Origin of the sequence: Haloterrigena salina JCM 13891 (genome assembly GCF_000337495.1) — an archaeon.
GTDB classification, from domain to species: domain Archaea; phylum Halobacteriota; class Halobacteria; order Halobacteriales; family Natrialbaceae; genus Haloterrigena; species Haloterrigena salina.
The window spans coordinates 257,703-282,186 of record NZ_AOIS01000057.1 but is presented as its reverse complement, the minus strand read 5'-3'; the positions used below and the strand labels follow the sequence as shown (position 1 = coordinate 282,186).

Sequence of the window (24,484 nt, the reverse complement as noted above, 5' to 3'; positions counted from 1 at the left end):
ACCGAATTATGATCTCGCCGTCCGTCGAGCCGATATGGACGCTCCTGAGAGAGACGAGACTCGAGACGCGATCCTCGATTGCCTCGGTTCGTTCCCCGACCGGCCCGATCCGGCCGTCGAAACCGTCTCGGTCGCGGCCGCCGACGGGTTCGAACGCCGACTCCTCGAGTACGCCGTCGAACCGGGTGAACGGATCCGAGCGTATCTGCTCGTCCCCGACGATATCGACGGGGAGCGACCCGGAATCCTCGCCATACATCCGCACGCGGGCGAGTTCGACGTCGGAAAATCGGATCCGGCTGGGCTGAGCGAGACGGAGCCGTACCACTACGGCGCCGAACTCTGCCGGCGCGGATACGTCGTCTGCTGTCCGGACCTGCTCGCCTTCGAGGACCGACGGCCGTCCGAGCGCGAGCGGGCGGCCGGGACGGCGCCCGCGGGTGCCAACTACGAGAAGTTCGTCGCGATGGATCGCCTGCTGCGCGGCTCCTCACTTCAAACGAAGTATCTCTCGGACCTCGTCGCCACGCTCGACGTCCTCGCAGCCCACGATCTAGTCGCTTCCGAGGCGTTAGGCGCGATCGGCCACTCGCTCGGCGGTCAGGAAGCCGCCTGGCTCTCGTGGTTCGACAATCGAATCGACGCCGCGGTCGTCTCGAGCGGCGTGGCGCGACTCGCCGCCGTTCAACGCGAGCGGATCACTCACAACTTTGCGCTCTACGTACCCGACCTCCTGACAGTCGGTGACACGGACGACGTCCTGGCGGACGTCGCGCCGAGCTCGCTGCTGGTAACCCACGGCACCGACGATCGCATCTTCCCGCCGGAGTCGGTTCGCGACCTCGCCGACGTCGTTTCCGAGGCCTACGCCGACGCTGGCGCCCCGAAGCGATTCGAGACGCTGTTTTTCGAGGGCGGGCACGAGTTCCCCACCGAGGTACGAGAGAGCGCCTACGACTGGCTGGACCAGCAACTCGAGCGGTAGCACCAGGGAGGTTTCGTCGAGGGATCCGTTTTGGTCGGGTCGGTCGGTTGACTCGAGTGATAGTGGCTCGAGAACGAGCGCCGCGCTACTCTCAGATCGAAATAGAGATATCCAGCCTAAATACCAGAATCAATAGATGATTATGAATCTGGTATTTGTGAATAGTAGTATATAGAGAGGGAGGAATTAGAACTGCGAATACCTTCGATAGAATTGCCAAATATCAGGCCTAAACAGGCCGTTAGACCGATTTTCACGCCAATAAAATGGCGCCCCATTCCGTCACCAGTTTCAAAAACGCCGTATTATTTATCTTTCTCTTTGTCGAATTGTAGACCAAACGAATGTATAAATGGAGATTTTGGCGCGCCTTATGCCTGTAAAGGCGTTAATATCCAACATATCCATTTATATTCCAAATACCCTAGCTGGAATAACCACTAGATAAAATATCTGGTAGTTAGATGGAAAGGTCAGAGTGGAAGAGTAGAAGATAGATTATCGTCGTGCCCCGTTTTCCGAAAATACGTGATAGCGATATGAAAGACACTGCTCGAGTTCGGTTCCGGTCAAAGTCGGGCAGGCAGAAGCAGTCGATACAGCGACGCGACGCTGTGGTTACTCGTCGTCGGTCTCGAGTTCGAACTGTTCGTTCTCCGAGACGGCGTTGAGAACGATGCTCGTATTCGACTGATTGATGTCGGGATCGGTCAGCAGCTGCTTGATCCGATCGTTCATGTCGTCGGTGTCTTTGAACTTCCCGATGGCGATAATGTCGTAGTCGCCCGTGACCTCGTAGACCGAGATCATCTGATCGTGATCCTTCAGCGTCTCGGTGATCTGGGGGAGCGCGTTCCCCTCAGCTTTGAGTTGCATGATCGCGGTGACGTCGTATCCGAGCGCATCGTAGTCGATGATGGGCGTGTAACCCTGAATAACGCCCTCGTCCTCGAGGGCGGAGAGGTGGTTCGAAATGGTCGTGACGGAGACGTCGAGTTCTTCGGCGAGGCTCCGAAGGCTTGCACGTCCATCGTTCAATAGTTCGTTCACTAAGTCTTCATCCAAGTTTTCGTAGGCCATTGTAGGGTATGAACTACTCCTTATACTAGGAGTTTTCGAATATCCAGTTTCAATGCTTGTGGTGGAACAGTTTGTTCTCAACCGGCGCAGAACGGTGTTCTCGGAGTCGATACGGCGGCCGCTGAATATCCGACAGACCCCTGATATCACGCTGTTTTGGGAAGTACTAGTTCCTTCAAAAACACGGTATCGGCGATCTGGACCCCGTATCACTCGTTACGGGACATAGATGGGATTTTATATAACAGGAGCGAGACTAGAGATGTATGTACGATCTCACGGGATTCCAGCGCGACCTGTTGTACGTGATCGCCGGTCAGGAGGAACCGCACGGGCTCGCGATTAAGGAGGAACTCGAGAACTACTACGAGAAGGAGATCCACCACGGTCGTCTCTACCCGAATCTCGATACGCTCGTCGACAAGGGACTGGTCGAAAAAGGGACCAAGGACCGACGGACCAACGTCTACTCGGTCACGCGACGCGGCACGCGCGAACTCGAGGCGCGACGGGACTGGGAGAATCAGTACGTCGATCTCGACTAAGCCGTCCGGATCGCCCACCAGTCATGGGAAAGACCGACAACGACCGCATTCGGGACCGACCGAACGGCCTTACGGTTCACCGGACCGGCGCCGCTCTTCGAGCACGAGTTCGGCGACCCGTTCCGGCTGTTCGTTCGCCAGGCGGAGCACCGCATCGTGAATCTCGCGGGTTTCCTCGTCGAGCACCTCCGCTCGGGCGAGCGTCGGGAGGATCGTCGTCCGGATCGCGTTCTCGAATTCGGCTACCGTCTCGTTCCGAGCGTAGAACGGCTTCTGTTTGACCGCGCTGTATTCGAACGCCGGCCCCGTCTCCGCGGGCGAGACCGGTTCGGCGGCATCCGATTCAGACTCGGACTCAGTGGGTTCGCTGCGGTCAACGGGCGTGTCCGCGACCGGTTCGGCGCTCGTCTCCGACGTAGATTCATTGCTCGTACTCGTGTCGGGAGTTGCCACCGTCGACGATTCGGTGGGCGTTTCCGTCGAGCGAGCGGTCGGAGCGTCCGCGACGTCGGTCGTCGACTCGACCGCGGTCGCGGATTCAGTATCGGACGTCTCCGAGTCGTTCCCGATCGGTTCCGGATTGTCTTCAGGTGCCTCCGGATCGTTCTCAGGAGTCTCTGAATCGTCCGACTCGGGCGACTCCGTTTCGGTTTCCTTGAGATCGTCGAACGGGTTGCTCATCGCTCGATCCCTCCGGCGGCGACGATTTCGGCGAGTTGCTCGTAACAGGCGATCTGGTCGTTCTCCGGGTCGTAATCCTGCAGCGGTTGGTTGTGCTGTAAGGATCGCGACAGCGCCGACCGATGGCGGATGCCCGGCTTCGGTGGCGTCATCTCGCCGGCGTCGATCTCGTCGAACTCCTCCGCCGTGATCCGGGCGAACTCCGGCACCGCTTCCTGCAGCGGCTGATCGGGATTGACCTCGTAGGTCGCGGTGTTCAGATTCTCGAGGAGTTCTCGGTCCTCGGTCTGTTGATCGATTCGGTCACCGAGTTTGTTCGGCACGACGGCGAGGACGTCGACGTCGATGTACTCCCGCGCCGGCTCGATGAGCCGTTCCATCGTTCGCTTGTAGCCACCGATCGCACTCGAGCCGGGTTCGATCGGGATCATCACGTTCCCCGTCGCGACGAGTGCATTGTTGTTGAGCATCCCCGGATACGCCGGACAGTCGAAGACCACGTAGTCGTACTCGTCGCCCAGCAGCGGATCGACGATCTTCGACTTGATTCGCGCCGAACCCTGCATCGCGCCCGCGAGGTCTTTCTCGACGTCCTCGAGCGTATCCGACGACGGGAGGAGATCGAACCCGTGATCGGTCGGGCGAATCAGGTCGTGGGGAGTCGCCGTCCCCTCGAGAATGACGTCCCCGAGATTGGTCTCGCCCTGGTACGCGTCCTCGAAGCCGAGACCGTTCGTCGCGTGACCGTTCGGGTCGAGGTCGGCGAAGAGGGTCGTTCCGCGCTCGGCGAGTTGACGAGCCAGATTCATCGAGGTCGTTGATTTGCCGACGCCACCTTTCAGGATGACCACGCTTACGGCGCGTGGCTCGGACGTTGTGTCGTTCATTATCGCGTTCACCCGCTGAGAGGGCCGGAATAGGGACCTATTGTTCTGAATTGTTCTATTTCAGCCGGTGGTGATTAGATTCTGCTATAGAACCTTAATTCTACCTACTGGAACTAAGGTAGGTTGAATAGGTGCAATAGGAAGAATAGGTGCAATAGCACAGATAGCCCCGGTAGGTGTAATAGGGAAGGTGGGGGAAGAACCTATTGGAAGAAAGGTACCTATTGTAGGGAGATATCCGTCCAAGATGGTAGTAGTAAGTGAAGAATCGAGCAACGAAGTCATCAGAGGTGGAGACCATGCTGCACTATTTCTCTATTACCATTTCCGAGGATTAATCACAGGAACGCAGGGCTGGAACTCGAGGGAAGTCTCGAGCGTGATTACCGACCTCAGACAACTATTATTCAAGACGGAAATCAACGGACTCACCGAGAGCCTGGATCGATACGGAGAGCGGCGAGGATCACAACATAGTCGACTCCAACGTATCTAGGGAAACCTCCTTTCGAGAAGAGCCCTTGGAAAGAGAGGAAGAGATGAGTAGTGAGGGGACACCCCCACCCCGTGTGCGAAATGAAATCGGTGAGACCGAGAGGGGACCGTTGATCGAGATCGGAAGGGCTGAAGTTGGGAAGAGTTTCTAGAATCCTGCTTTAGCTACTATGAGTTGCTAAAACGCCGTGCTCGAGATTTGGTTACGCTAAGAATCTTCTTCGACGACAGATATTAACTATAGTTATAGTCAATATCTGTTCTCCAAGGCTAGTTGCAGTGCGGTTACTGTTTCTAGCCTGCCATTATAAATCTTCCCTAGCATATAGACTAATTCTTATATCTAGTGTAGAACCGCTCTTTCTCAGAGATTCCCGAATTGCGCCCGCTCATGCTGCTAACACCGCCACCCCCCTCCCCCACCCTCGAACGGATTTCATCTCGCACACGGGGGGAGGGGGTTCGATTCCCTTCTCCATAACTATGTTTCTCCCTCTGATCTACTCTTCTCCCCTTGTGATCCGCTTTCAGACTTGCACCCGATCGGTCGAGACGGATTTCATTTCGCACACGGGGTGTGCCATCCCGCATTCAGTCCGGTTTGATTTTGCCCACGGTTATCGGACTATCTAACCATCCTGCGATAGAAGGCTTCTATCTCGACATTCTTCTACATTTAACCTCGCACACGGTATCCCACATTTATTTATGGGCTGGCCGTTATTCCGATACTATGACTGATGGCAACGACCAACAGTCTCTCTCCCAGTCTATCAAAGGTCGTCTTCAGGAGGGGGTACAAAACTCCGTCTTTCGAGAGAAGGCGTTGCTTGATCCAGATACCGTCATCGATGAGGATCGAATCGTCGGTCGCGATCAACAGTTGGACGATATCATCACGTATCTCCGACCGATCCTTCAGAGCAATCGCCCGCCGAACATGCTCCTCTACGGCCCGTCGGGAACCGGCAAGTCGCTGATCATCAACGCCGTCTGCGAACAGGTCTCCGACCTCGCGACGGCCCAAGACATCCGGTTCGGCGTCGTCCAGATCAACTGTCAGACGATCAAATCCCACGACCGTGCCGTCTATCGCCTCGTCGAAAACGCCGCCGCCGAGGCCGGAGTTGCGGCCGAGATTCCCGAGAGCGGTATCTCTACCGATCAGAAACTCCGTCGGTTCTACGAACTGTTGAGCGAGTACTTCGATTCGGTTATCATCATTCTCGACGAGGTCGACCTTCTGGTCGGCCGCCAGCGGGACCCGAATGACGAACCCGCCTACTCGAAACTCCTCTACCAGCTCTCTCGAGCCTCACAACTCGGTCGGATCGAGGGCGACATCTCCGTCGCTGCGCTGACGAACGACCCGCGGTTCATGGAGAACCTCGACGGTCGAGCGGAGAGTTCGTTCAATCCGCAGGACGTGGTCTTTCCCGACTACGACGCGAATCAGTTGCAGGCGATCCTGGATCGACGCCGCGACGCGTATCGCGACGACGTCCTCGCGGACGGGATTATCCCGCTCAGTTCCGCGTTTGCGGCACAGGACCACGGGGACGCGCGGAAAGCGATCGATCTCTTCCGAAAAGCGGGCGAACTGGCCGACCGACAAGGCGAGGGGACGGTCCGCGAGGAACACGTTCGAGACGCCCAGAAGGAAGCCGAACGCGACCGGACGCTCACGCAAATGCAGGGGCTTTCGACGCAAAAGAAACTCTCCCTCTATGCGACGGCGATCGTTCCGGTCTATTCGAACCGGAACCTCAACGCCGTTCCCAGCACGGTGGCGTTTCGCGTCTACCAGTACATCGCGGATCTCCTCGATGCTGATCAGAAGTCTCGCGACTCGTATCTCCGGTATATGACCGAAGCCGAGACGTACAACTTCGTCACCTCGGAGAAACGCGGCCGCGGCTACGGAAGCGGCGTCCACAAGGAGTACACCTTCGTGGACGATCCGTCGGTCGTCGCGGAAACGCTGCAGGAGGATATCCGCCTCGAGGAAATCGAGAACAACGAAGAATTGATCGAGTCCGTCGTCAATGCGCAGATCAACGACTTCTTCGAAGGGAACTGACTGCTGTCGAGTAACAAGTGATTCTATCTCTCACACAGTAGTCGTGGACCTCTTACAGTAGTCGGGAATAACAGGTCATCCAATTCATATCGCACACGGGGCCTACCCTGAGCGAACCCCGAAATTCATCTCGCACATGGGGTCTCATTCGTTCGCCCGCAGTCGATTCATCTCGCACACGGGGTGTTACCCTTCCAACCGAGGCTAATTCATCTCGCACACGGGGTCTCGTTCGCTCGATCGCAACCAATTCATCTCTCACACGGTGTCCCATCCGTTCGACCGCGGCCAATTCATATCGCACACGGGGGGTGGGAGGGGGGACGAGTTCGCTGTCCGTCGATTTCCGTGCGAATCGCCGAATCCGAAACAGACGAGCGTATCGGAATCGATCCGTTACATCAAGGAAGATGTTCTCTCAAGTGTGGACCTGTGTCCCCCTGATGGCCGCTAGTACTGGATAGAATAATACATCCGTGAACCATCGATCAGCCAAACGTACGCTTTGTCCTCTGTTTCCGCGTTTCTTCGACGAACCTCTCGAGGTTGACTCCGAATCCCTCTTCGGTCGTGCACTGTTCTTTCGAAGCTACTCGTCGTTGTGACCGAATTGGACGAATACGTAATCGTTCTCGGCTAAATCACGTACCACGGACTGCCATGCCCTCCTTCAAGGAGACAGGGAACTCCACCCGTTGCAGACGTAACTTTTCACCGTCGTCGAGTTATTGAACCGTTCCCGCTATCCATTCTCCTTCAGAACGATACTGTCCTGTCGCTGGCATTCGCTCCAATAGGGGGCTATCGCACCTATTCCACCTATTGTACCTATCTCTCCTATACCAACTATTCTAAACAATCTAACTATTCCCCACTATTCAGGTTTGAGATGTCCATATTCTATTTCACGATCCAATCGCTTCCGTATGACCGAGTTACCACGCTGGAGGATCCCGCAACGGGTCGAGAGATCCCGTCTCAAGCGGATCAAGCAGATGAGTAACTGCCTCGAGATCGCGAGTGACCGGGTCTACGTAGTCGATTCTGAGCGTGTTGGAATCGTGGCTGGGTTGATAGTACTTGCGCCGACCATCTCTACTGTCGCGTACCTCTCCCACGCGACATAGCGATCCAACCATCCCACCTCCCCCTGACCGCGAGCTCGTCGCTCAGTTCCCGTGGGTCTGCCCCGGCCCGCTGGGACTTTTGATCCTCTCAGACGCTTAGCGTTCCTATCCAATCTCGAGCGTTTCGTCGACCTGTTCGTCGCGATGGGTAGCCGCCAAACAGTCAGCAACGCAATTCGCTGATTCGTCCGATAGAAGGATATCACCTTCATTCAGCCGGAGGGGTAGACGAGCTATTACCCGCCGACAACCCCAACGTAGTCGAGTTGGGATGGTGTGCAAGGCCTGTGCATCCGCCGAAACCGTTATCCATCTATGTGCAGAATGCACACATAGAATGAGCGCGAGTGACGATCCGCGGCGGGTTCACTTCCAGTCACCCAAGTATCTCGTTGAACGTCTCGATGCGATTGCAGAGCTCTACGACACGAACCGAACGGACCTGCTCGTCGAGGCTATCCGCGAGTATCTCGAAGAGACCGCCGACAGTGAGACCTTCCAAGAGTTAGTCGCGACGAAGTACTACGACGACCAGCTCGAGTTCGAGACCGTCAAGCAACTGGTGGGCGCTGAGACCGCCCAGCGACTACGCCTGCTCAAGGCAGATCTCGAGGACGAACCGTTCGATCTCGCCGCGCCCGATGATGTCGATGTCTACGAGGACGACGCGACCACAGTCGACACCGCAGACGACGATCGATGAGCGGTCCGCGACTGCGAACGGTCGTTGCCGACACCAGTGCACTCGTCAGTCTCGCCGTACCCCGTGCGGACGCGGCCGCCGACACCGATGATGTCCCGGACCCGCTCCGGTACCTCCTTACGTCGTGTGACGCATTCGTGCCACCGGAAGTCGTCGCGGAACTCCGCGACATCACGCAGTATCAGGACATCCACGCCGCCGCTGCGAGCAACGTTCTCACGGCCCGCAACCACTACACGATCGCGGATCCATACGAGCGCGACGACACACCGAACACGCGGCCGACGTTCGGCCTCGATGACGGAGAGACCGATGGGATTGTTCTCGCGAACGCACTCGACATCGACGGCTTTCTGACCGACGAATTTGGGGGGACAAACTTCCCGCTTATCCACGCGGTGCTCCAGGGACCGCGGATCGTGCCGACGCCGCGGCTCATCTGTGACTACGCCCGGAACGGACACATAACCCGAGCGGAAGCGAGGACGCTGATCACGACGATTAGCCCGCATCGAAGCTGGGACGACAGTCCGTACGTCGCCCAATTGCTACAGCGTCTTGAGGAATAGCCGTACTGCGAGTGTCTCGGGAAACGTGCTAGACTCAGCTCCATCTCTACTGACGGGTGAGTAGAGTACCCAGTTGCGGAGACGGCTCTTGAAAGCCCTCGGTCGCCTGGTATCCCGCGACCGCGCGAGACGCAATCTCGCTGACCTTCGTTCGCTTCGCTCACGAGGACGCCGTTGCGCTCTTCGTTCCTGTGGTGCTTGTGGGTCGGGGACGACCGGGACGGCCTCGCCCTTTCTACGTCCACTAAGATAGCGGCTACTTTGCCGAGCGCTGTAGCCTGTAGCCGAATAACCCGTAGTGTACAACGGCCCGCCCCGCTCGTCGCTTTCGTCCTCCGCGTCGCGTATGGATCCCGATGGTCGCCGTTTCGCGACCGTCCATTCCGGGCGGATCCGTGCGATCCACTGTCTAGAAACAATCCGAGCAGCAGGGTCGTTCGGTCGATGAACAAGCGTTCGAATAAGTAGGCGGACAGATGGTCACTGAGGAGGACTTCCCGGTGGTCGACGAGACGCCGGCGTTCGAGGCGACGGTCAAGCAGGAGACGCAAGCGAAGGTCGATGCGAACCACCCGGTCGGGATCGCGGATACGAGCGAGGACCGGATTCACGGCGTCACTCTCGAGCAGGAAGAGCGCATCAAGGCCAGAGAGGAAGAACTCGAGCGGATCAGTGTCCAGGCCGAGTTCGGAGAGCAGACGGGGCGAGCGTGGCGCACGCGAAACAAGATCGAGAAGATGCGTCGCGACAATCGGACGCCTCGAGGAGATCGATCGCGGCGAGGTCACCGTCGAGGGCCGTATCGTCGAGTTGTGGGCCTTTGCAAGTCCGGCGATTCAACAGGTCGGGCTGATCGAAGACGAGACGGGACGAACGAAGTTCACGGTCTGGACGAAGAGCAAGCAACCGACGGTCAACGGAAGTCAGCGAGTACGGTTCAGGGCCGCGGCGAAGAACTGGTACAACGGTCGGTGCTCGATCGCACTGACGCGCTGGTCCGAGGTCGTCGCACCGGAGCGCGGACGATGGTGCTAACTCGAACTCCCCTTGTTTCCTGCGAACTCTGAAGAAGACGGTGCCTCAGAAAAATTCTCCCTATAGGGAACTGTCTAGTTTAGCACCGCTGCTGGCGTCTGTCCGTTGAGTGACTGATCGGTAGTTGTGACATTGTCTAGTTACGTAATTCTTGAACGAATGGGTAGCGCAGCGATTCTCCGACCGTTTCTGACCGGAACGAGTTTTCCCAAAATTTGTCGAAACGTTCGGCGAGACTAGCGAATTCACGTCGCTCATTGGTGCTCGCTTCTTCGTCTCAGTCGGAAGACACTGGCTTTCCATGGTTTGCACCTCGTCCACCGGACTGCTTTCTATCGGGTTCGCTTATCTAGACAGTGTCGTGTAACGACACCGGATACTGACGTATGAGTACATATTTCTAGAGATTTTCTTGTTCGGAAATTGACTCAACTGTGATGGCGCTTGTGCCACGACGAACGAGGGGATCCGCAACTTGGGCAGGCAAGTATACCGTCGTGCATCGAACATTCTCGTCCAACTCGACCCTGGCCTTGATCGTCTGTTTCTCGTTCGAGATTGCAACGAGATCCTGTTCTTCGATATCTCGATCTTGGGCGTCTTCTGGATGCATTCTGAGTCGGCGTTTAGTCTCGCTACCATCCCCTTGTGTCTCTCCGACCCGTCCGCCGGCGATCAAAGAGAGTCCACTTGCGGAATCGAAGGTGAATCCCGATCGGTCATTACTGAAAACTGCCCGCCCGTCAGCCGTTTCGAAGCTGTCGCGGTACAGTGTCGAATCGGAGTCGACTGGCCACTGTCGACCGGATGGTCCAAGCTCGGCGAAAGACAGTCCTTCATACGTAGGTGCGATACGGGTCAATTCATCGAACACGTCGGCTACCGTTTGGTATTCAAAAGCGTTCGAGTTGGGGAGTAACAGTGCCCCGAGATCACGGAGTATTTCGAAATCCGAGCGGGCCGAACTAGGAGGGAGTGTCGTTGGCGAAACGCGTTGGACCCGTCGTTCGAGATTTGTTATAGTTCCCCGTTTCTCGAACCCAGCAGCGGCCGGGAGCACGACGTCCGCGTTGCTTGCAGTCTCGCTGAGAAACAGGTCAAGGACAACGAGATGGTCGAGTGTGTCGAGCCGATTACGAGTCCAATCGGGATCGCGCTTCGAAATAGCCGGATTCTCGCCGACGACAACCGCTGCGCGGATTTCCTTACCACAGGCCGCAAGCATCTCCCGCACATTCTTCCCAGGGCTGGATGGTGGTCTCATACCCCATTCCTCAGTGATCCGTTCACGAGCGTCGGTCGCAGTCACCGATTGGTGACCGGGCAGACGGTCCGGGACACAGCCGGTATCGGTCGCTCCCTGTTCGTTGGCGAGGCCGCGGAGCACGTACAGTCCAGCACCGGGTCGTCCGATATTCCCAGTGAGAAGGAGGAGATTGAGGAGCGCTTCGGGGGCGTTCGTGTCGTCGCCCTCAATACCTGTCCCGACTAGCGCTGCGACCCCGTCCGCCGTCGCGATGAGTTCCGCGAGGCGATCGATTTGTGTCTCGTCGACGCCCGCCGCTGACACTGCCTGCGTTGGAGAAAGATTTTGCAGAGATGCCGCGAACGATTCGAACTGTCGGGTGCGCTCACGGATGAACTCTCGGTCGACATCGTTTCCGTCGAGGAGCCGAGCACTCAACAGATCGAACACCAGTGCGTCGGTTTCTGGACGAGGAGTTATGTGGATCTCTGCGAGGCGAGTCGTTGCATTCCCGATCGGATCAATGTGGACGAGCGTCGCACCGTTATTGACCGCCGGCCGGACGAAGCTATTGAACGCGATTGGCTGTCGTTTCGCGGGATTAGCCCCTGCGATTATAATTACGTCGGCGTCGCTCAGTTCAGCGAGCCCGTTCGTTGCTGCTGGCCATCCAACGCGGGCCTCGAGACACCGAGTTGTCGATTCGTGACAGAGTCGGGCCCGATTATCGATATTGTTCGTTCCAAGCATCCGTGCCAGCTTTTGGAGGAGATAATTCTCCTCGTTGGTACAGTGTGGCGCACCGAAGAACCCCATTGCGTCGGGGCCGTACCGGTCGAGCGTAGCTTCGATCCCGTCGACGATCCGTTCATAGGCTTCGTCCCACGACGCTGGCCGAAGTTTTCCTTCATCTCGGAGTAGTGGTTGCGTAAGCCGATCTTCCGCGTCGACATCGAGTGCGCCGATGCCCTTTCGGCAGAGCCGACCGTTCGGATTCATTGGACCCGAAACACCGTCAGCACGTGATCCGTCACCGGCTTCCAACCGACAGCCGACCGCACAGAGTGGACAGACTGTCGAGTGGTCGAGAGCGTCGTCGTTGGTGGTCACTGTTCAGGATCGGTCCCTAATGCGCCGTCCTTTGGCCTTCAGGAAGCTGACGAGGTATCCGAGGCCGAACCGAACGTCCCGATTTAACATCGCCGACAACGACCCCATCAGGCCAATCGGCTCGGAGTCCCGCTGGGCATCGCCGATTGCGCCGAAGAACTCGTTCATACCGCGGGCGGCATCCTCGTCGATCTCCAGCACCGAGAGCGTCTTTGCCGTCTCGACGAGGTCGTCGAGGTGGCCCTCGCGTTGGAGTTCCAGTACAGTCTCGAGGACGGCGACGAGTTCTGACCCGTTGTCTTCGAGCAGTGTCGACAGCTCCTCGATTTCTTCGGGCGAGAGCGATTCGGAGACCGAGGCAGCGACGGTCACGAGGTCTTCGAGGTGGCCCTCGCGCTGGAATGTGAGGATGACGTCGAGCGACTCCGAAAGCGTGTCGGCGTTCTCACCTAACTCGTCTGCGAGCTCCGCTGCGCCGTCCGTCGAGAGGCCGTCAGCGGCGGCGACGAGGTTAGCTGCCGAGTCCGTGACGTGGCCGACCTCTTCGTCGTCGGCACTTGCGATCACGAGGATCGCGGTTGTGATCGCGTCCGCGAGTTCGTCGCTTTGCTCGATCGCTGCGGCGATGTCGTCACCGTGGGTTGCGAGGGCGTCCTTAACGGCCGCTTCGCCGTTGCTCTCGGGACGTTCTTTCCGCGCTCCGTTGGTCGCTGACTCGGGGTAGGACGACTGTGGCTTTGCCATCTCAGTCGTCCCCCGTTGTCTCGACCGCTTCAGTTCCAGTTCGGTCGATATCGTCTTCGACGGCCGCGATCCTCACGGCTGAAACCTTAAATTCCGGCGTCGATGCGGCCGGATCGAGGCGGTCTTCGTCGGTCAGGCGGTTCACGGCGCTCTCGGCGAAGTGGATCGGAACAAAGAGGTTCTCGGGGCCGACGCGGTCGGTCACCTGCGCGGGGACAGTCGTTTCGCCGCGTCGGGATTCGATCCGAACCGGATCACCGTTCTCGATTCCGTACTCGGTAGCGGTCTTCGGGTTGATTTCGACGAAGTCACTCCGGTTGTACTGCATAATGCCCTCTTCGCGGTGGGTCATCGTTCCGGTGTGATACTGATACAGGACGCGGCCGGTAGTGAGCGTGAACGGGTACTCATCGTCCGGCGTCTCCGCAGGTTCGCTGTATCCGACAGCGTGGAGGTGTGCCATTCCGTCCTCGGTATCAAATTCCTCCGTATAGAGACGCTTTGTACCGGGATGGTCTTCGTCCCAGCATGGCCACTGAAGGCCGCCCTCAGCTTCGACGCGCTCGTGAGTGACGCCACCATACAGCGGTGTGAGCGAGTTAATTTCGTCCATAATCTCGGCCGCCGAGTCGTAGTCCCACTCGCGTCCCATTCGGTTTGCGAGGGCTTGGAGAATCTGCCAGTCCGGCCGGGATTTGCCTTTCGGTTCCATCACCTCGTTGACCTTCTGAACCGTGCGGTCTGTGTTCGTAAACGTCCCTGTCTTCTCGACAAACGAACAAGCGGGGAGGACGACGTCGGCGTATTGTGCAGTCTCGGTCATGAAGAGATCTTGGACCACGAGGAAGTCGAGATCCTCGAGAACTTCTTCGGCATGGTTCACCCCGGGCTCTGAGAGCGCTGCGTTCTCACCGATAATATACATCCCACGGACGTTATCGTCGTCAGCTTCGAGGAACATTTGGGTGGTGTAGTAGCCGTACTCCGGTGAGATTTCGCAGTCCCAAGCGTCCTCGAACTTGGCACGGACTTCGTCGTCGGCAATATCCTGATACCCCGGGAAACTGTCCGGGAGCGGTCCCATATCGCCGCCCCCACCTTGGACGTTATTCTGGCCGCGGAACGGCGAGACCCCCGCACCGGGCGTTCCGAGATTGCCAGTGATCGCTGCGAGGTTTGCCATCGCCATTACGTTCTCGGTGCCGTGTGAGTGCTCGGTGAGTCCGAGCGTCCACCCGAATATACACCGGTTTGCCTCGGCGATCGTCTCCGCGGCGGAAGCGATCGCTTCGGGGCGGACACCCGTTATCTCCGCAACGCGCTCCGATGTGAACTCCTGGACTGTCTCCGTGACGTCCTCGAAACCAGTGGTCCGTTCCTGAACGAACTCTTCGTCGTAGAGGTCATTGTTGATGATGTAACGCGTGATCCCATTGATCCAAACGGCGTCGTATCCGGGTTTGATTTGGGTGTACTGCGTTGCGTACTCGGCGATCTGGATCTCCCGCGGATCGAACACGATCAAATCGCCGCCGTCTCTCACGTTCTGTTTGATCCGCGTTGCGAGGACGGGGTGGGCCTCGGTGGTGTTCGACCCAGTCAGCAGGATGCAGTCGGCGAGTTCGAGATCGTCAGTGCTGATTGACGCCGCCCCGTATCCGTAGGTTTTCGCCAGCCCAGCGACCGTCGAGGAGTGACACAAGCGATTGCAGTTGTCGACACTATTGGTGCCGAGCACCTGTCGGGCGAACTTGCCCATCAGGTAGTTATCCTCATTCGTCGCCTTCGAGGAGGCGATAACCGAAAGTGTCTCGCCGCCGTGTTCGTCGCGGATACTGCCGAGTCCTTCGGCGACCCTCGAGAGCGCTACGTCCCACGTCGCCTCGCGGAACTCGCCGGATTCGTCACGGACCAGTGGCGCGGTCAGCCGGTCGTCGGAGTTTACGAAATCGTAGCTAAACTTCCCTTTCACACATGTCGAGATTCCGTTGACGGGTGCGTCCTCCTCGTCGGTCGGACGCGCTGCGAGGACCGCTTCGCCGTCGGTGTAGAGATCGAACCGACAACCGACCGCACAGTAGCCACAGGTGGTGTCTTCGACGTTCAGTTCCTCCAGCCGTTTGTCACCAATCGACTGCGCGATCTCGAACAGTTTGCCTTCGGGAAGTGTCTCGGCGGCGACACCCTCGGCGACGTGTTCGACGTTCTCTATTGCCTGGTTCTTAGCTTGCTGCATATATCCCGCGACACCGTCGAGGTCATCGTTCACAACCAGTCACCTCCGCTCTGGTCGTCGCTCCATGTATCGCTCGATATGCCGTCATCAGTCGGAGAGTCGATCATTTCAGTCGTGGGTGTCTCGGGCGTGTGTTCGGTGCGCTTCTTCGGCGTCATCGGTCCCTTCGACGTTCCAGTGCTCTCGTCGGTCTTCCCAACGCTGTTCTTCTGTGTGAAGCCGGGGAGGGGGATCGTCGTTGCGTCCTCGATCCCTTTCTCAACGAGGGAGCCAGTCGGACAGACGGTCACGCAGTGTCCACATGAGACACAGGTTGACTCCTCCATCGTCTCTGCGTCGCTCTGGAACCCGATTCGGGTGTCTTGTCCAGAGCCCTCCATGCGGAGGACACCTTCGACCTGCACATCGTTGCAAGCTTCGACACAGCGGTTACAGAGGATGCACTTGTTGCGGTCGATCTGGATGAACGACGAGGAGTCGTCGATCGGCTCGTATTCGTCGCGGTCGTCGAGGACGCCGTACCGTGGTTCTTCGACGTCTTGTTCGATAGCCGCGTCCTGCAGTTCACACCGCCCGTTCTTCCCACAGGTTGTACATCGAAGATTGTGATCTGACAGGACGAGATCGAGGTTAACGTCTCGAGCTTCGGCGGCATCGGCTGCGCCGGTCTGAACGGTGAGGCCGTCCTCGGCCGGGAAGCTACACGCCGGTACGACGCCGTGTTCATCAGTCTCCACCATACAAGTTCGGCATTCACTTCGTGGACCGATCTCTTGGCGATCGTAGCTACATAATGCTGGAACGTAATCGTCAGTCTCGACCGCCTTGATCGCATCTAGAAGCGTTGCACCGGCCGCCACGTCGATGGTAGCTCCGTCGACGGTCACGGTCGCCACGTCGGTACTCCCAACTGGGGGATCCGTCGCCGTTCCGGGCGCGATTTCCTCTGTCAGCGGCGGTGCATCGATCTGTTGTGGGTTTTCCGAACTCATAGGTTAGGCCTCCAGCGGCTCGAGACAGGTCCCCGCGGGACAGCGACCCTCCGCGTGCGCCTCGAACTCCGATGGGAACGCTTCGATGGCGGTCCGGGCGGGTCGACCTGCCCGCTCACCGAACACGCAGATGCTTGAAGTAGCCATCACACGTTCCAGTTCCGCAATGGCTCGAGCGTCGAACTCGCTGTCGTAGACGTTCCGAAGCAACGACGCCAACTGCGACGTTCCCTCTCGACATGGCACGCATCGGCCGCAGTTCTCCTCGGCGGCGAAGCTTGCACGCTGGCCGACGAACTCGACCAGACACCGGGCGTCAGAGAGGACATCGACGATTCCATCGGTTCCGAGGTTGGCGTTATTGAGGGCTTCTACTCCAATCTCGACATCAAGGTCACGGGTGATCCCGCCGAATCGCCCGCCGACGCAAGCGGCCTTGAACGATCCATCAACACCGACAGTCTCGACCAGTTCCGACAGCGTCTGTGTCTCCGAGAGTTCGACCGTCGCGACGGAGTCGACATCGCCACGGACGGTCATCACGCGCGTTTGTTCGTCAATGCCCTCACGCAGACCCACGGCGAGGTGTGCAAGCGTCCGCGGCGTATGAACGAGCGTCGGCCGACCGTCGAGCCCCACGCGTTCAGGTCCTGGAGGCCGGAGACGAGCTTCCAGTCGGTGGTTTCCTTCTATGGCTTCGATCGCCATCGTCGGCTCGGCTGCCCGGTACTCCTTGGGACCGGTGACGACCTCCATCGGGGCCGCGGGATCCGGGTAGGTGTCGACTGCTGAACTAACTGTCTTGACCGCATTCTCGTCCTCCGACGACGCGTAGACGATGATTCGGTCGGCGGCGACGGTGCTCGCAAGAACCGACGCGCCGTCAAGGACCTCGAACGGCGCGCTGGCAAGCAAAAGCGTGTCAGCGGGTGATCCGTGTCCATTCACCACGACAACCGGATCGCCATCCGTCGCGCGGGCTGTTCGCCACGTCTCGGCGAGGGGGTCGTCCTGACACAGATCACCCCACCCGCGACCGTTCAGGGAGTTGCCGACCTTCAATACCGTTTCCGCATCACTCGGAGCGAACCCGCCGACGGCCTCGTGGTCTGCGACGCTCGTCGGACGTCGCCAGCTGCATGCCCCGAGCACGCGTCGATCGCCAGTTCGCAGTCCCGGTAACGGTGCGGTCGGCAACCGGTTTCGATCCGGAGCGTGCGAAACGACGGCATCTGGGTCTGCACCATCGACATCCCCAGTTTCCTCGACGCTTGCTGTGATCGACTTGAGATCGACTGTCGAACAGTGTGTGTAAAGCGCAGTCCGGCCCGCGGCAGTTACTGTGATAAGCGGTTCGAGTGCGGGCACTCCAGTTGGGCCGACGGTGACGATAGAACCGTCGAAGCCAGCGGTGGACAGAGAGGGATCTCTGTCTGGATCGCCGGCAGCGACCCGGATAACTAGATGATCGTCTGTTGTGATGGCTGTCATTTGCTTTGTCCTCGGTTGCCCATTGTCGTTCCGTATGATAAATCACTGGGGTGTGAGGAGTTTCTGTTAATCGATTTCGGTTTCATACACAGACATAGCACATAAACGATTTGGATGTTATAACTGGTATCGACATCCATGTGAGATGGATTATTATATGGAAGCGTAGACACTGTCTAGTTTCGCACCTCCGTTGACATTTGTTACTTGAGTTATTGATACGGTCGTTGTGTGTTGTAGTAGTGTACAAATTATTCAAGGAATTCTCTGACACTCACACAACCGTCCACCCACGAGAAACATCATCTCGAAGAGATCGTGTTTCTCGATCAATCGATGCAGGAATGCAGCGGCTGAATCAGTGCCTCGTCGTCCGAATACTGCGACATCAAGAATTAGTCGCGAATCTAGGTCTATTGCATCGTATACCGAAGACCAGTTGCCGGTAATCTTGACAGCGGTTCCATCAATGGCGACCTGCGACAGCGAAGCCGTCCGCAGAACGCTTCGCGTTCTGCTGTCGAGGCGAATCTTCGATTCGCCGACCGTTGGAGCGCAAAGCGCTCCAAGAGGCCGCACGAGCGCTTCGCTCTCGTGGACGTCGGCGGGTCGCGTCCGCTGTCAGCCAGCCGATGAACCTGTTCCAAACTGCTCCGTGAGAGCCTCAACGCCTGATTCAGCGAGAATCGTGTTGTCTCTCGAAGCGAACAACTGGTCTGATGGAGGCGGACGGCGAACACTCTGATGCAACCGCCGTCCACTCGTTCTCCCAAGTTTCCCCTAAATCTGTCTCATAGCTCGCAATGAGCAGGTCTGCGAGCAGTGGTCCAAACAAACTCTGCGACCTGCTCATTTCTCAACTTGACCTAACTAGACGGTGCCGCTTTCGGACTGCCCTCACTCGAGTAGGGATTGGGCTGTCTGGTCAACTATACGGAACAAAACCACATCGAAAAGTGGCTTCATACCCTCAAAATCGCGTCGGGCAGAGGTAGGTGCGCCGAGACTTGCGCGTAACCAGTCTCGACCATCAATCGCGTGCTCTGGGGCGGCTTGATGGGCGGTCTCGCGTCGCTGCTCATCGTCGGCGGCGGCCTCGACGCGTTGCGCTCCTCGGCTATCATCACCGGCGGACCGTTTGCCGTCATCGGCGCCTTAGCTATCGTCGGGATGTGTCTGGAGTTCCAGCGTATCCGTCCGGTCTTGCAGACGAACACCGACGATCAGTCCGCCGAAATCGACGAACAGTCGCCGCCCGTGTTTGCGACGAACACGGACGACGACGACTAACATCGCCGCCTTCGCTGGCCGATCCGTGTTCTCTAAACCTCGTATATCGGCCTTCAGGTGCCGTTCGCGGCACTCTGTTCGATCTGCTCTGCGACTACTGACCTCGGTGGTCCAACCGTTGGCCTGTTGTTAGAACCGATTATCGACGTGAGCCAACAAACCCGGCTAATCCCACTCACAGGTGCGCTGAAACGGTAGACAAGGCTCGAGCGCGCGATGTAGGTCGTTGAAGGTGCTGTGGCGGCGTCCGTCGCGGCAGTCCTGAACCCTGAACTCGACGTTCGGGGCGGGACTGCCATGCCGCTACTCGGCGGCGGGAACCTCGACATGACAATGGTCCAGACGGCCCTCGTCCACGCTCTCACCGACCGAAAACAGATCCTTTGACTGTGCGTGCGGCGTAACGATGCCCCGGGTAGGATGAAACAGATCTCCGGAATGATCGTGAACTCTTCCGGGTCGAAACGAGCGGTGCCGGACACGCTGCGTCCACCATTCGGGCGATCGGATCCGAGGGAGACACGGTCGAAGACGTGAATCGAAAGTGGGGGTGAACGTACAATTAGTGGACGGTCCACTGCGAAAAGGGGCGCTTCCCTAATTTTTGACAGAATATGTTTGGTAATAACAGCTCCGGTGGGTTTATATCTTATCACGGAACGCTAGGAGATAGAATCGTCGCATGCTAACTCGAGACACGAGCGCCGCGCAAGCGGAGAGAACAGGAGTCGAGGACGTGCGAGGGGAGAACAGTGTCGCGAGATCGTTCGAATTCACGCCGACGCACACAGCGCACGATCAGGACAACTGACTTCGTATGGGTAACTCTAATCCTGACGGTCGCTTCGCGCGGTTCGCGAACGAGCTCGACGTCCCCGTGTTTCTCGTCGGGTTCCTCACAGCGCTGGTAGCAGTCGTTGCCTTCGCTCTGATGCCGGACGCCGCCGCCAGCGCCGTCAAGCGTGTAAACTCGTTAGTGGAGGCAAAAGTCGGCTGGATGTACCTCCTCGCGATGTTCTTCGTCGTGGCGTTCGCGCTCTTCCTGGTGTTCGGTCCGTGGGGGAACGTCAAGCTCGGCAAGCCGGACGAGGAGCCACAGTACAGTTTCGTGTCGTACTTCGCGATGCTGTACTCGGCCGGAATCGGTGCAGGGATCGTGTTCTGGGGCCCAGCGGAGGCGATCTTCCACTACGACACGGTTCCGCCGCTCGTCGGCGCCAAGTCCCAGACGGCCAACGCAGCGGTCGGTGCCGTCCAGTACACGTTCTTCCACTGGGGGCTTTCTGCGTGGGCCGCGTACGCTATCATGTCGCTTCCCATAGCGTTCTACACGTACCGGCACGACGCGCCCATGCGCGTCTCGACGGTGCTCACTCCGTTCTTGGGCATCGACAACCTGGACAGCGTCTGGGCGAAACTGGTCGACATCCTCGCGGTGTTCGCCACCCTCGGCGGTATCGCGACGACGCTCGGGTTCGTCGGGAGTCAGTTCCTTACCGGTATCGAGTACACTACCGGGGTATCGGTCGGTGACGCCGGGACGATTCTGGCGATCGTCGGCCTGACGGTCGCGTTTACGCTGTCAGTAACGGTGGGTATCGAGAAGGGAGTCCGTCGGGTGTCCCGGTTCAACATGGGACTATTCGTGGTAGTCATGCTTCTGACGTTCGTGCTGGGCCCGTCAGCGTACATCATGTCGGTCACGACGGAAGCACTCGGACAGTATATCAATCAGTTCGTTGCGATGAGTTTCTTCATGAACGCGGGCAACGGTTCGAGCTGGGTCGGTAACTGGACCATCTTCTACTGGGCCTGGTGGTTCTCCTGGACGCCGTTCGTTGGGCTGTTCATCGCCCGCGTTTCGCGGGGCCGTACGATCCGTCAGGTAGTCGTCACCGGCGTCTTGGCGTCGACGGCGGTGACGATCCCCTGGTTTGGGATCATGGGTAGCATCGCGATCTCGGAACAATCGACCAACGCGGCGGATATCCTGGAGGTCATCTCCGAGTACGGCGTCGCCGGCTCCGGGTACCCGCTGTTCGGAGCATTACCCGCCGGCGACGTACTGAACCTCCTTTTCCTGCTGCTGATCACGACGTTCTTTATCACATCGGCGGACTCCTCGACGCTGGCGCTGGGAATGCTCACGACCGGCGGCGAACTCGAGCCGTCCACGATCAACCGCGTGATCTGGGGCGCCCTGGTCGGGGCGCTGGCGTCCCTGCTGATGGTCGTCGGCGGCGTCGACGCGCTTCAGGCGGCGTCGATTATCACCGGCGGTCCCTTCGCCGTCATCACCATCCTCGCGGTGGTGGCGATCAGCTATCCCTGTCACGATATCTACCCGGTGTTCTTCGACACTGATCGTTCGGATTCCGCGTCGAATCGGTCCACGAGACTCGACGCTTCAGGGGGGACAGCAGCTCGAGAGTCGGATGATGATTGATCACCCTCGGACTGCTGTGCCCCGCTTCTCGCGGTTGTACCGGGATTCACAGAAACACGCCTGACGACGAGAGCGGTAGTGCCGAGAGGCACGATTAGCCGAAATCGAGAGTCGGCCGTCCGGTCGCGGCGACGGGAACGCATCGGTACATCAGTGCAGACGACGTCGCCCCGGTTCTCCTTCTCGTTGCACGACTATCTGTCCTCACTGACGGTGCCGCCTGTTCACCTCACTCCGCTACCGACGGCGGGACACGATAATCTGGACTGCACGGCGGCAAACAGCGTCGCGCAGTTCGGTCAGAGCGTCCGTCGCTCGAGGCGGCAGGCTCGAGTCATCGTGGACACGATGTGCCTCGAACGCAGTCCGGAGTCACGGGTGGTTGGTGATCGTCTCCTCTCTCGAAAAGACCGACCGTAACGGCGTTACTGGTCGAACCGCGTGAAAAGAGCAGCGCGTACTTGCGGGTATTCGAGGGACGATACCCTCTCGCTACCCGTAGATGGGAAACTCCTGGCAGAGGTGTTCGACCGTCGAGGCGGCTCGGTCGTGAACGTCTTCGTCCTCGGGATTGTCGAGCACGTCCACGATGAGGTCGGCGACGGTCTTCATCTCTTTTTCTCCGAATCCTCGGGTCGTGAGCGCCGGCGTGCCGACGCGGATCCCGCTGGTCACCATGGGCGACCGCGTCTCGCCGGGGACGGTGTTCTTATTGACGATGATGCCGACGTCGGACAGTAGCTCTTCGGCCTCCTCTCCCGTGATGTCGGGGTGAGAGTCGCGGAGGTCGACGAGCATGAGATGCTTGTCCGTTCCACCGCTCACCAGCGAGAGGCCTCGGTCGTCGAACTCGTCGGCGAGCGTATTCGCGTTAGCTATGGTCTGGACGGCGTAGGACTGGAACTCGTCGGTCTCGGCTTCTGCGAACCCTGCGGCCTTGCCGGCCACGCTGTGCATCAGCGGCCCGCCCTGCGCGCCGGGAAACACCGCGGAGTCGACGTCGTCCGCGAACTCCTCGTCGCACATGATGATGCCGCCGCGGCCGGCGCGGATCGTCTTGTGCGTGCTTCCGGTGACGAACTCCGCGTGTTCGACTGGCGACTCGTGAACGCCGGCCGCGATGAGGCCGGTCACGTGAGCGATGTCCGCGAGGTGGTAGGCGTCGACCGCGTCCGCGATATCGCCGATACGGTCGTACTCGAACTCGCGGGGATACGCCGAGGAGCCGCTAACGACGATGTCCGGGTCGAACTCGCGCGCGTGGCTCTCGAGTTCGTCGTAATCGATGTACCCCGTCTCGGGATCGACCTCGTACTGTTCGACGTCGTAGAGCTGTCCCGAGAAGTTGACGTTGTGGCCGTGCGAGAGGTGGCCGCCGTGTGACAGCGACAGCGAGAGGATCTTGTCGCCCGGTTCGAGCACGGAGAAGTACACGCCCATGTTGGCCTGCGTGCCGCTGTGGGGTTGTACGTTGACGTGGTCGACCCCGAACAGTTCCTTCGCGCGTTCGATAGCGAGCTCCTCCACCGTATCGACGTGTTGGCAGCCGCCGTAGTATCTCCCGCCGGGATACCCCTCGGCGTACTTGTTCGTGAGGACGCTCCCCTGTGCTTCGAGCACGGCTTTCGAGACGTGATTCTCGGAGGCGATCATCCCCAGCGTCGATTCCTGCCGTTCACGCTCGAGGTCGATGGCCTCGGCCGTATTCGGATCTATCTGCTCGAGCGATTGTTTGAACGCCATATCTAGACGTCGATTATGGACGGTAAGTATCTTGCGTGCAGCGGATATTCAACCTCAAAAAATAATATATCTGACGTTATATGCTGGTAAACTCGCGCACTACCTGGCTTTAAGAGACAGGAGCGGATATCGGTGTCTATGAAGCGCACAATCAGTACCGACGATGCTCCGGCAGCCGTAGGCGCGTACAGCCAGGCAACGACGAACGGTGAGCTGCTTTTCACCGCGGGTCAGCTCCCGCTGACGACCGACGGCGAACTCCTCGACGATGCCTCGGTCGACGAACAGACTCGACGATGTCTCGAAAACGTCAGCGCGATTCTCCAGTCCGAAGGGGGATCGATGGACGACGTCCTCAAGACGACCGTGTTCCTCGACGATATCGACGACTTCGACGAGTTCAACCAGGCGTACAGCGAGTTCTTCGACGAAGAGCCGCCCGCCAGAAGCGCCGTCGAGGTCGGCCGCGTTCCCAAAGGCGCCGCAGTCGAAATCGAGGCGCTCGCGGTAGTCGAGTAATCCCAGTCGACTACAGTAGCCACTGACAGTCATTGCACGCCTGATCGCGGGATGGCTCCGCGATCAGTATGTAACTCGTTTCAGTGGCTACTATCGGTGCGATCGCTTGTCCGTAGCATGTATGGAGATTTCACCGCAATCACTCGGTCGAGCTTCGGTTCGACTCCGGTACATCAGTCGTAGCTCGGTTTTACCGATACCCCTTTTTCCCCTGGCAGTATATGCTCGTCTATGTGCCAATACTGTAGCTACCGGTACCACGACGGCTGGACGCAGTTATTACAGTACGACGACGTGTACCAGAATACCATCGGTACAGAGTCGGAGGCGACGTACGGGTTCCACGAATCGTGGGACGAACTTCGAGAGGACGTCGGCTACGGCGCGTCCTGACGGATCGACTCGGCTGACGTTTCCCATCCGAGTTCCGAGCGTACGCGGCGATCTCCGTCGTCAGTCACGCCGGCCGTGCCCGCCGAG

The 24,484-nt window shown here is 58.7% G+C and carries 18 protein-coding genes and 4 pseudogenes; 11 read left to right on the top strand and 11 right to left on the bottom strand.

Translation table 11 applies throughout. The features are described from left to right. Positions 1-34: 34 nt before the first annotated feature. Complete coding sequence (locus tag C477_RS17440) at positions 35-985, top strand: alpha/beta hydrolase family protein (RefSeq protein ID WP_008895853.1); 951 nt, start codon at positions 35-37, stop codon at positions 983-985. 618 nt (positions 986-1,603) lie between these two features. Here the strand turns inward: C477_RS17440 and lrp are convergent. Next, a complete protein-coding gene (gene lrp / locus C477_RS17435) occupies positions 1,604-2,065 on the bottom strand; it encodes an HTH-type transcriptional regulator Lrp (RefSeq protein ID WP_008895852.1) in 462 nt (153 codons plus the stop codon). A gap of 266 nt (positions 2,066-2,331) precedes the next feature. On the opposite strand from lrp, the gene C477_RS17430 reads away from it, so the two are divergent. Continuing rightward, complete coding sequence (locus C477_RS17430) at positions 2,332-2,610, top strand: PadR family transcriptional regulator (protein WP_008895851.1); 279 nt, start codon at positions 2,332-2,334, stop codon at positions 2,608-2,610. Between the two features lie 69 nt (positions 2,611-2,679). Here C477_RS17430 and C477_RS17425 read toward each other — a convergent pair whose 3' ends face one another. After that, entirely contained in the window at positions 2,680-3,291 is a 612-nt protein-coding gene (locus C477_RS17425) for a hypothetical protein (protein ID WP_008895850.1), read from the bottom strand. After that, the gene (locus C477_RS17420) at positions 3,288-4,178 is read right to left on the bottom strand and encodes a ParA family protein (protein WP_193366271.1); all 891 of its coding nucleotides are present in this window, start codon (positions 4,176-4,178) and stop codon (positions 3,288-3,290) included. The genes C477_RS17425 and C477_RS17420 overlap by 4 nt, the downstream gene beginning before the upstream one ends. A gap of 1,228 nt (positions 4,179-5,406) precedes the next feature. Between C477_RS17420 and C477_RS17415 the strand changes: the two genes are divergently transcribed. The 4 genes and pseudogenes from C477_RS17415 to C477_RS17395 all read left to right on the top strand — a co-directional run bounded on the left by C477_RS17415 (position 5,407) and on the right by C477_RS17395 (position 10,187). Further along, positions 5,407-6,753 (top strand): orc1/cdc6 family replication initiation protein, encoded by a 1,347-nt coding sequence (locus C477_RS17415; RefSeq protein WP_049914643.1) that lies wholly within the window; start codon positions 5,407-5,409, stop codon positions 6,751-6,753. A 1,464-nt stretch (positions 6,754-8,217) separates the two neighbouring features. Then, a complete protein-coding gene (locus C477_RS17405) occupies positions 8,218-8,583 on the top strand; it encodes a hypothetical protein (protein WP_008895846.1) in 366 nt (121 codons plus the stop codon). Beyond that, the gene (locus C477_RS17400) at positions 8,580-9,152 is read left to right on the top strand and encodes a hypothetical protein (protein WP_008895845.1); all 573 of its coding nucleotides are present in this window, start codon (positions 8,580-8,582) and stop codon (positions 9,150-9,152) included. The genes C477_RS17405 and C477_RS17400 overlap by 4 nt, the downstream gene beginning before the upstream one ends. A gap of 405 nt (positions 9,153-9,557) precedes the next feature. Then, a pseudogene (locus C477_RS17395) lies at positions 9,558-10,187 on the top strand (DNA-binding protein). 400 nt (positions 10,188-10,587) lie between these two features. Here the strand turns inward: C477_RS17395 and C477_RS17390 are convergent. The 7 genes and pseudogenes from C477_RS17390 to C477_RS24970 form a co-directional block, all read right to left on the bottom strand. Beyond that, positions 10,588-12,432, bottom strand: a complete 1,845-nt coding sequence (locus C477_RS17390; protein ID WP_239641899.1) for a molybdopterin oxidoreductase family protein — start codon at positions 12,430-12,432, stop codon at positions 10,588-10,590. A 114-nt stretch (positions 12,433-12,546) separates the two neighbouring features. Beyond that, on the bottom strand, positions 12,547-13,287 hold the full coding sequence (locus C477_RS17385; protein ID WP_008895842.1) for a DUF1641 domain-containing protein: 741 nt from the start codon (positions 13,285-13,287) through the stop codon (positions 12,547-12,549). 1 nt (position 13,288) lies between these two features. Then, complete coding sequence (gene fdhF, locus C477_RS17380; protein WP_049914649.1) at positions 13,289-15,523, bottom strand: formate dehydrogenase subunit alpha; 2,235 nt, start codon at positions 15,521-15,523, stop codon at positions 13,289-13,291. Positions 15,524-15,552: 29 nt separating this feature from the next. After that, the gene (locus C477_RS17375; protein WP_049914642.1) at positions 15,553-16,515 is read right to left on the bottom strand and encodes a 2Fe-2S iron-sulfur cluster-binding protein; all 963 of its coding nucleotides are present in this window, start codon (positions 16,513-16,515) and stop codon (positions 15,553-15,555) included. A 3-nt stretch (positions 16,516-16,518) separates the two neighbouring features. Beyond that, the gene (locus C477_RS17370; protein WP_049914641.1) at positions 16,519-18,006 is read right to left on the bottom strand and encodes an NADH-ubiquinone oxidoreductase-F iron-sulfur binding region domain-containing protein; all 1,488 of its coding nucleotides are present in this window, start codon (positions 18,004-18,006) and stop codon (positions 16,519-16,521) included. A 285-nt stretch (positions 18,007-18,291) separates the two neighbouring features. Beyond that, positions 18,292-18,486: pseudogene (locus C477_RS23305) on the bottom strand (DDE-type integrase/transposase/recombinase); the annotation flags it as partial. Between the two features lie 116 nt (positions 18,487-18,602). Next, a pseudogene (locus tag C477_RS24970) lies at positions 18,603-18,829 on the bottom strand (IS6 family transposase); the annotation flags it as partial. A 233-nt stretch (positions 18,830-19,062) separates the two neighbouring features. Here C477_RS24970 and C477_RS23300 point away from each other — a divergent pair. The 3 genes and pseudogenes from C477_RS23300 (at position 19,063) to C477_RS17360 (ending at position 21,742) form a co-directional block, all read left to right on the top strand. Continuing rightward, positions 19,063-19,296 (top strand): BCCT family transporter, encoded by a 234-nt coding sequence (locus C477_RS23300; protein ID WP_049914640.1) that lies wholly within the window; start codon positions 19,063-19,065, stop codon positions 19,294-19,296. Between the two features lie 222 nt (positions 19,297-19,518). Beyond that, positions 19,519-19,850: pseudogene (locus C477_RS24620) on the top strand (threonine ammonia-lyase); the annotation flags it as partial. 263 nt (positions 19,851-20,113) lie between these two features. Continuing rightward, positions 20,114-21,742, top strand: a complete 1,629-nt coding sequence (locus C477_RS17360; RefSeq protein ID WP_008895835.1) for a BCCT family transporter — start codon at positions 20,114-20,116, stop codon at positions 21,740-21,742. Positions 21,743-22,234: 492 nt separating this feature from the next. Here C477_RS17360 and C477_RS17355 read toward each other — a convergent pair whose 3' ends face one another. Beyond that, positions 22,235-23,485, bottom strand: coding sequence for a serine hydroxymethyltransferase (locus C477_RS17355; RefSeq protein WP_008895834.1), 1,251 nt, complete (start codon positions 23,483-23,485; stop codon positions 22,235-22,237). Between the two features lie 138 nt (positions 23,486-23,623). Here C477_RS17355 and C477_RS17350 point away from each other — a divergent pair, with 138 nt between their 5' ends. After that, complete coding sequence (locus tag C477_RS17350; protein WP_008895833.1) at positions 23,624-24,004, top strand: Rid family detoxifying hydrolase; 381 nt, start codon at positions 23,624-23,626, stop codon at positions 24,002-24,004. Positions 24,005-24,235: 231 nt separating this feature from the next. Then, positions 24,236-24,397, top strand: coding sequence for a hypothetical protein (locus tag C477_RS24210; protein ID WP_008895832.1), 162 nt, complete (start codon positions 24,236-24,238; stop codon positions 24,395-24,397). Positions 24,398-24,484: the final 87 nt, after the last annotated feature.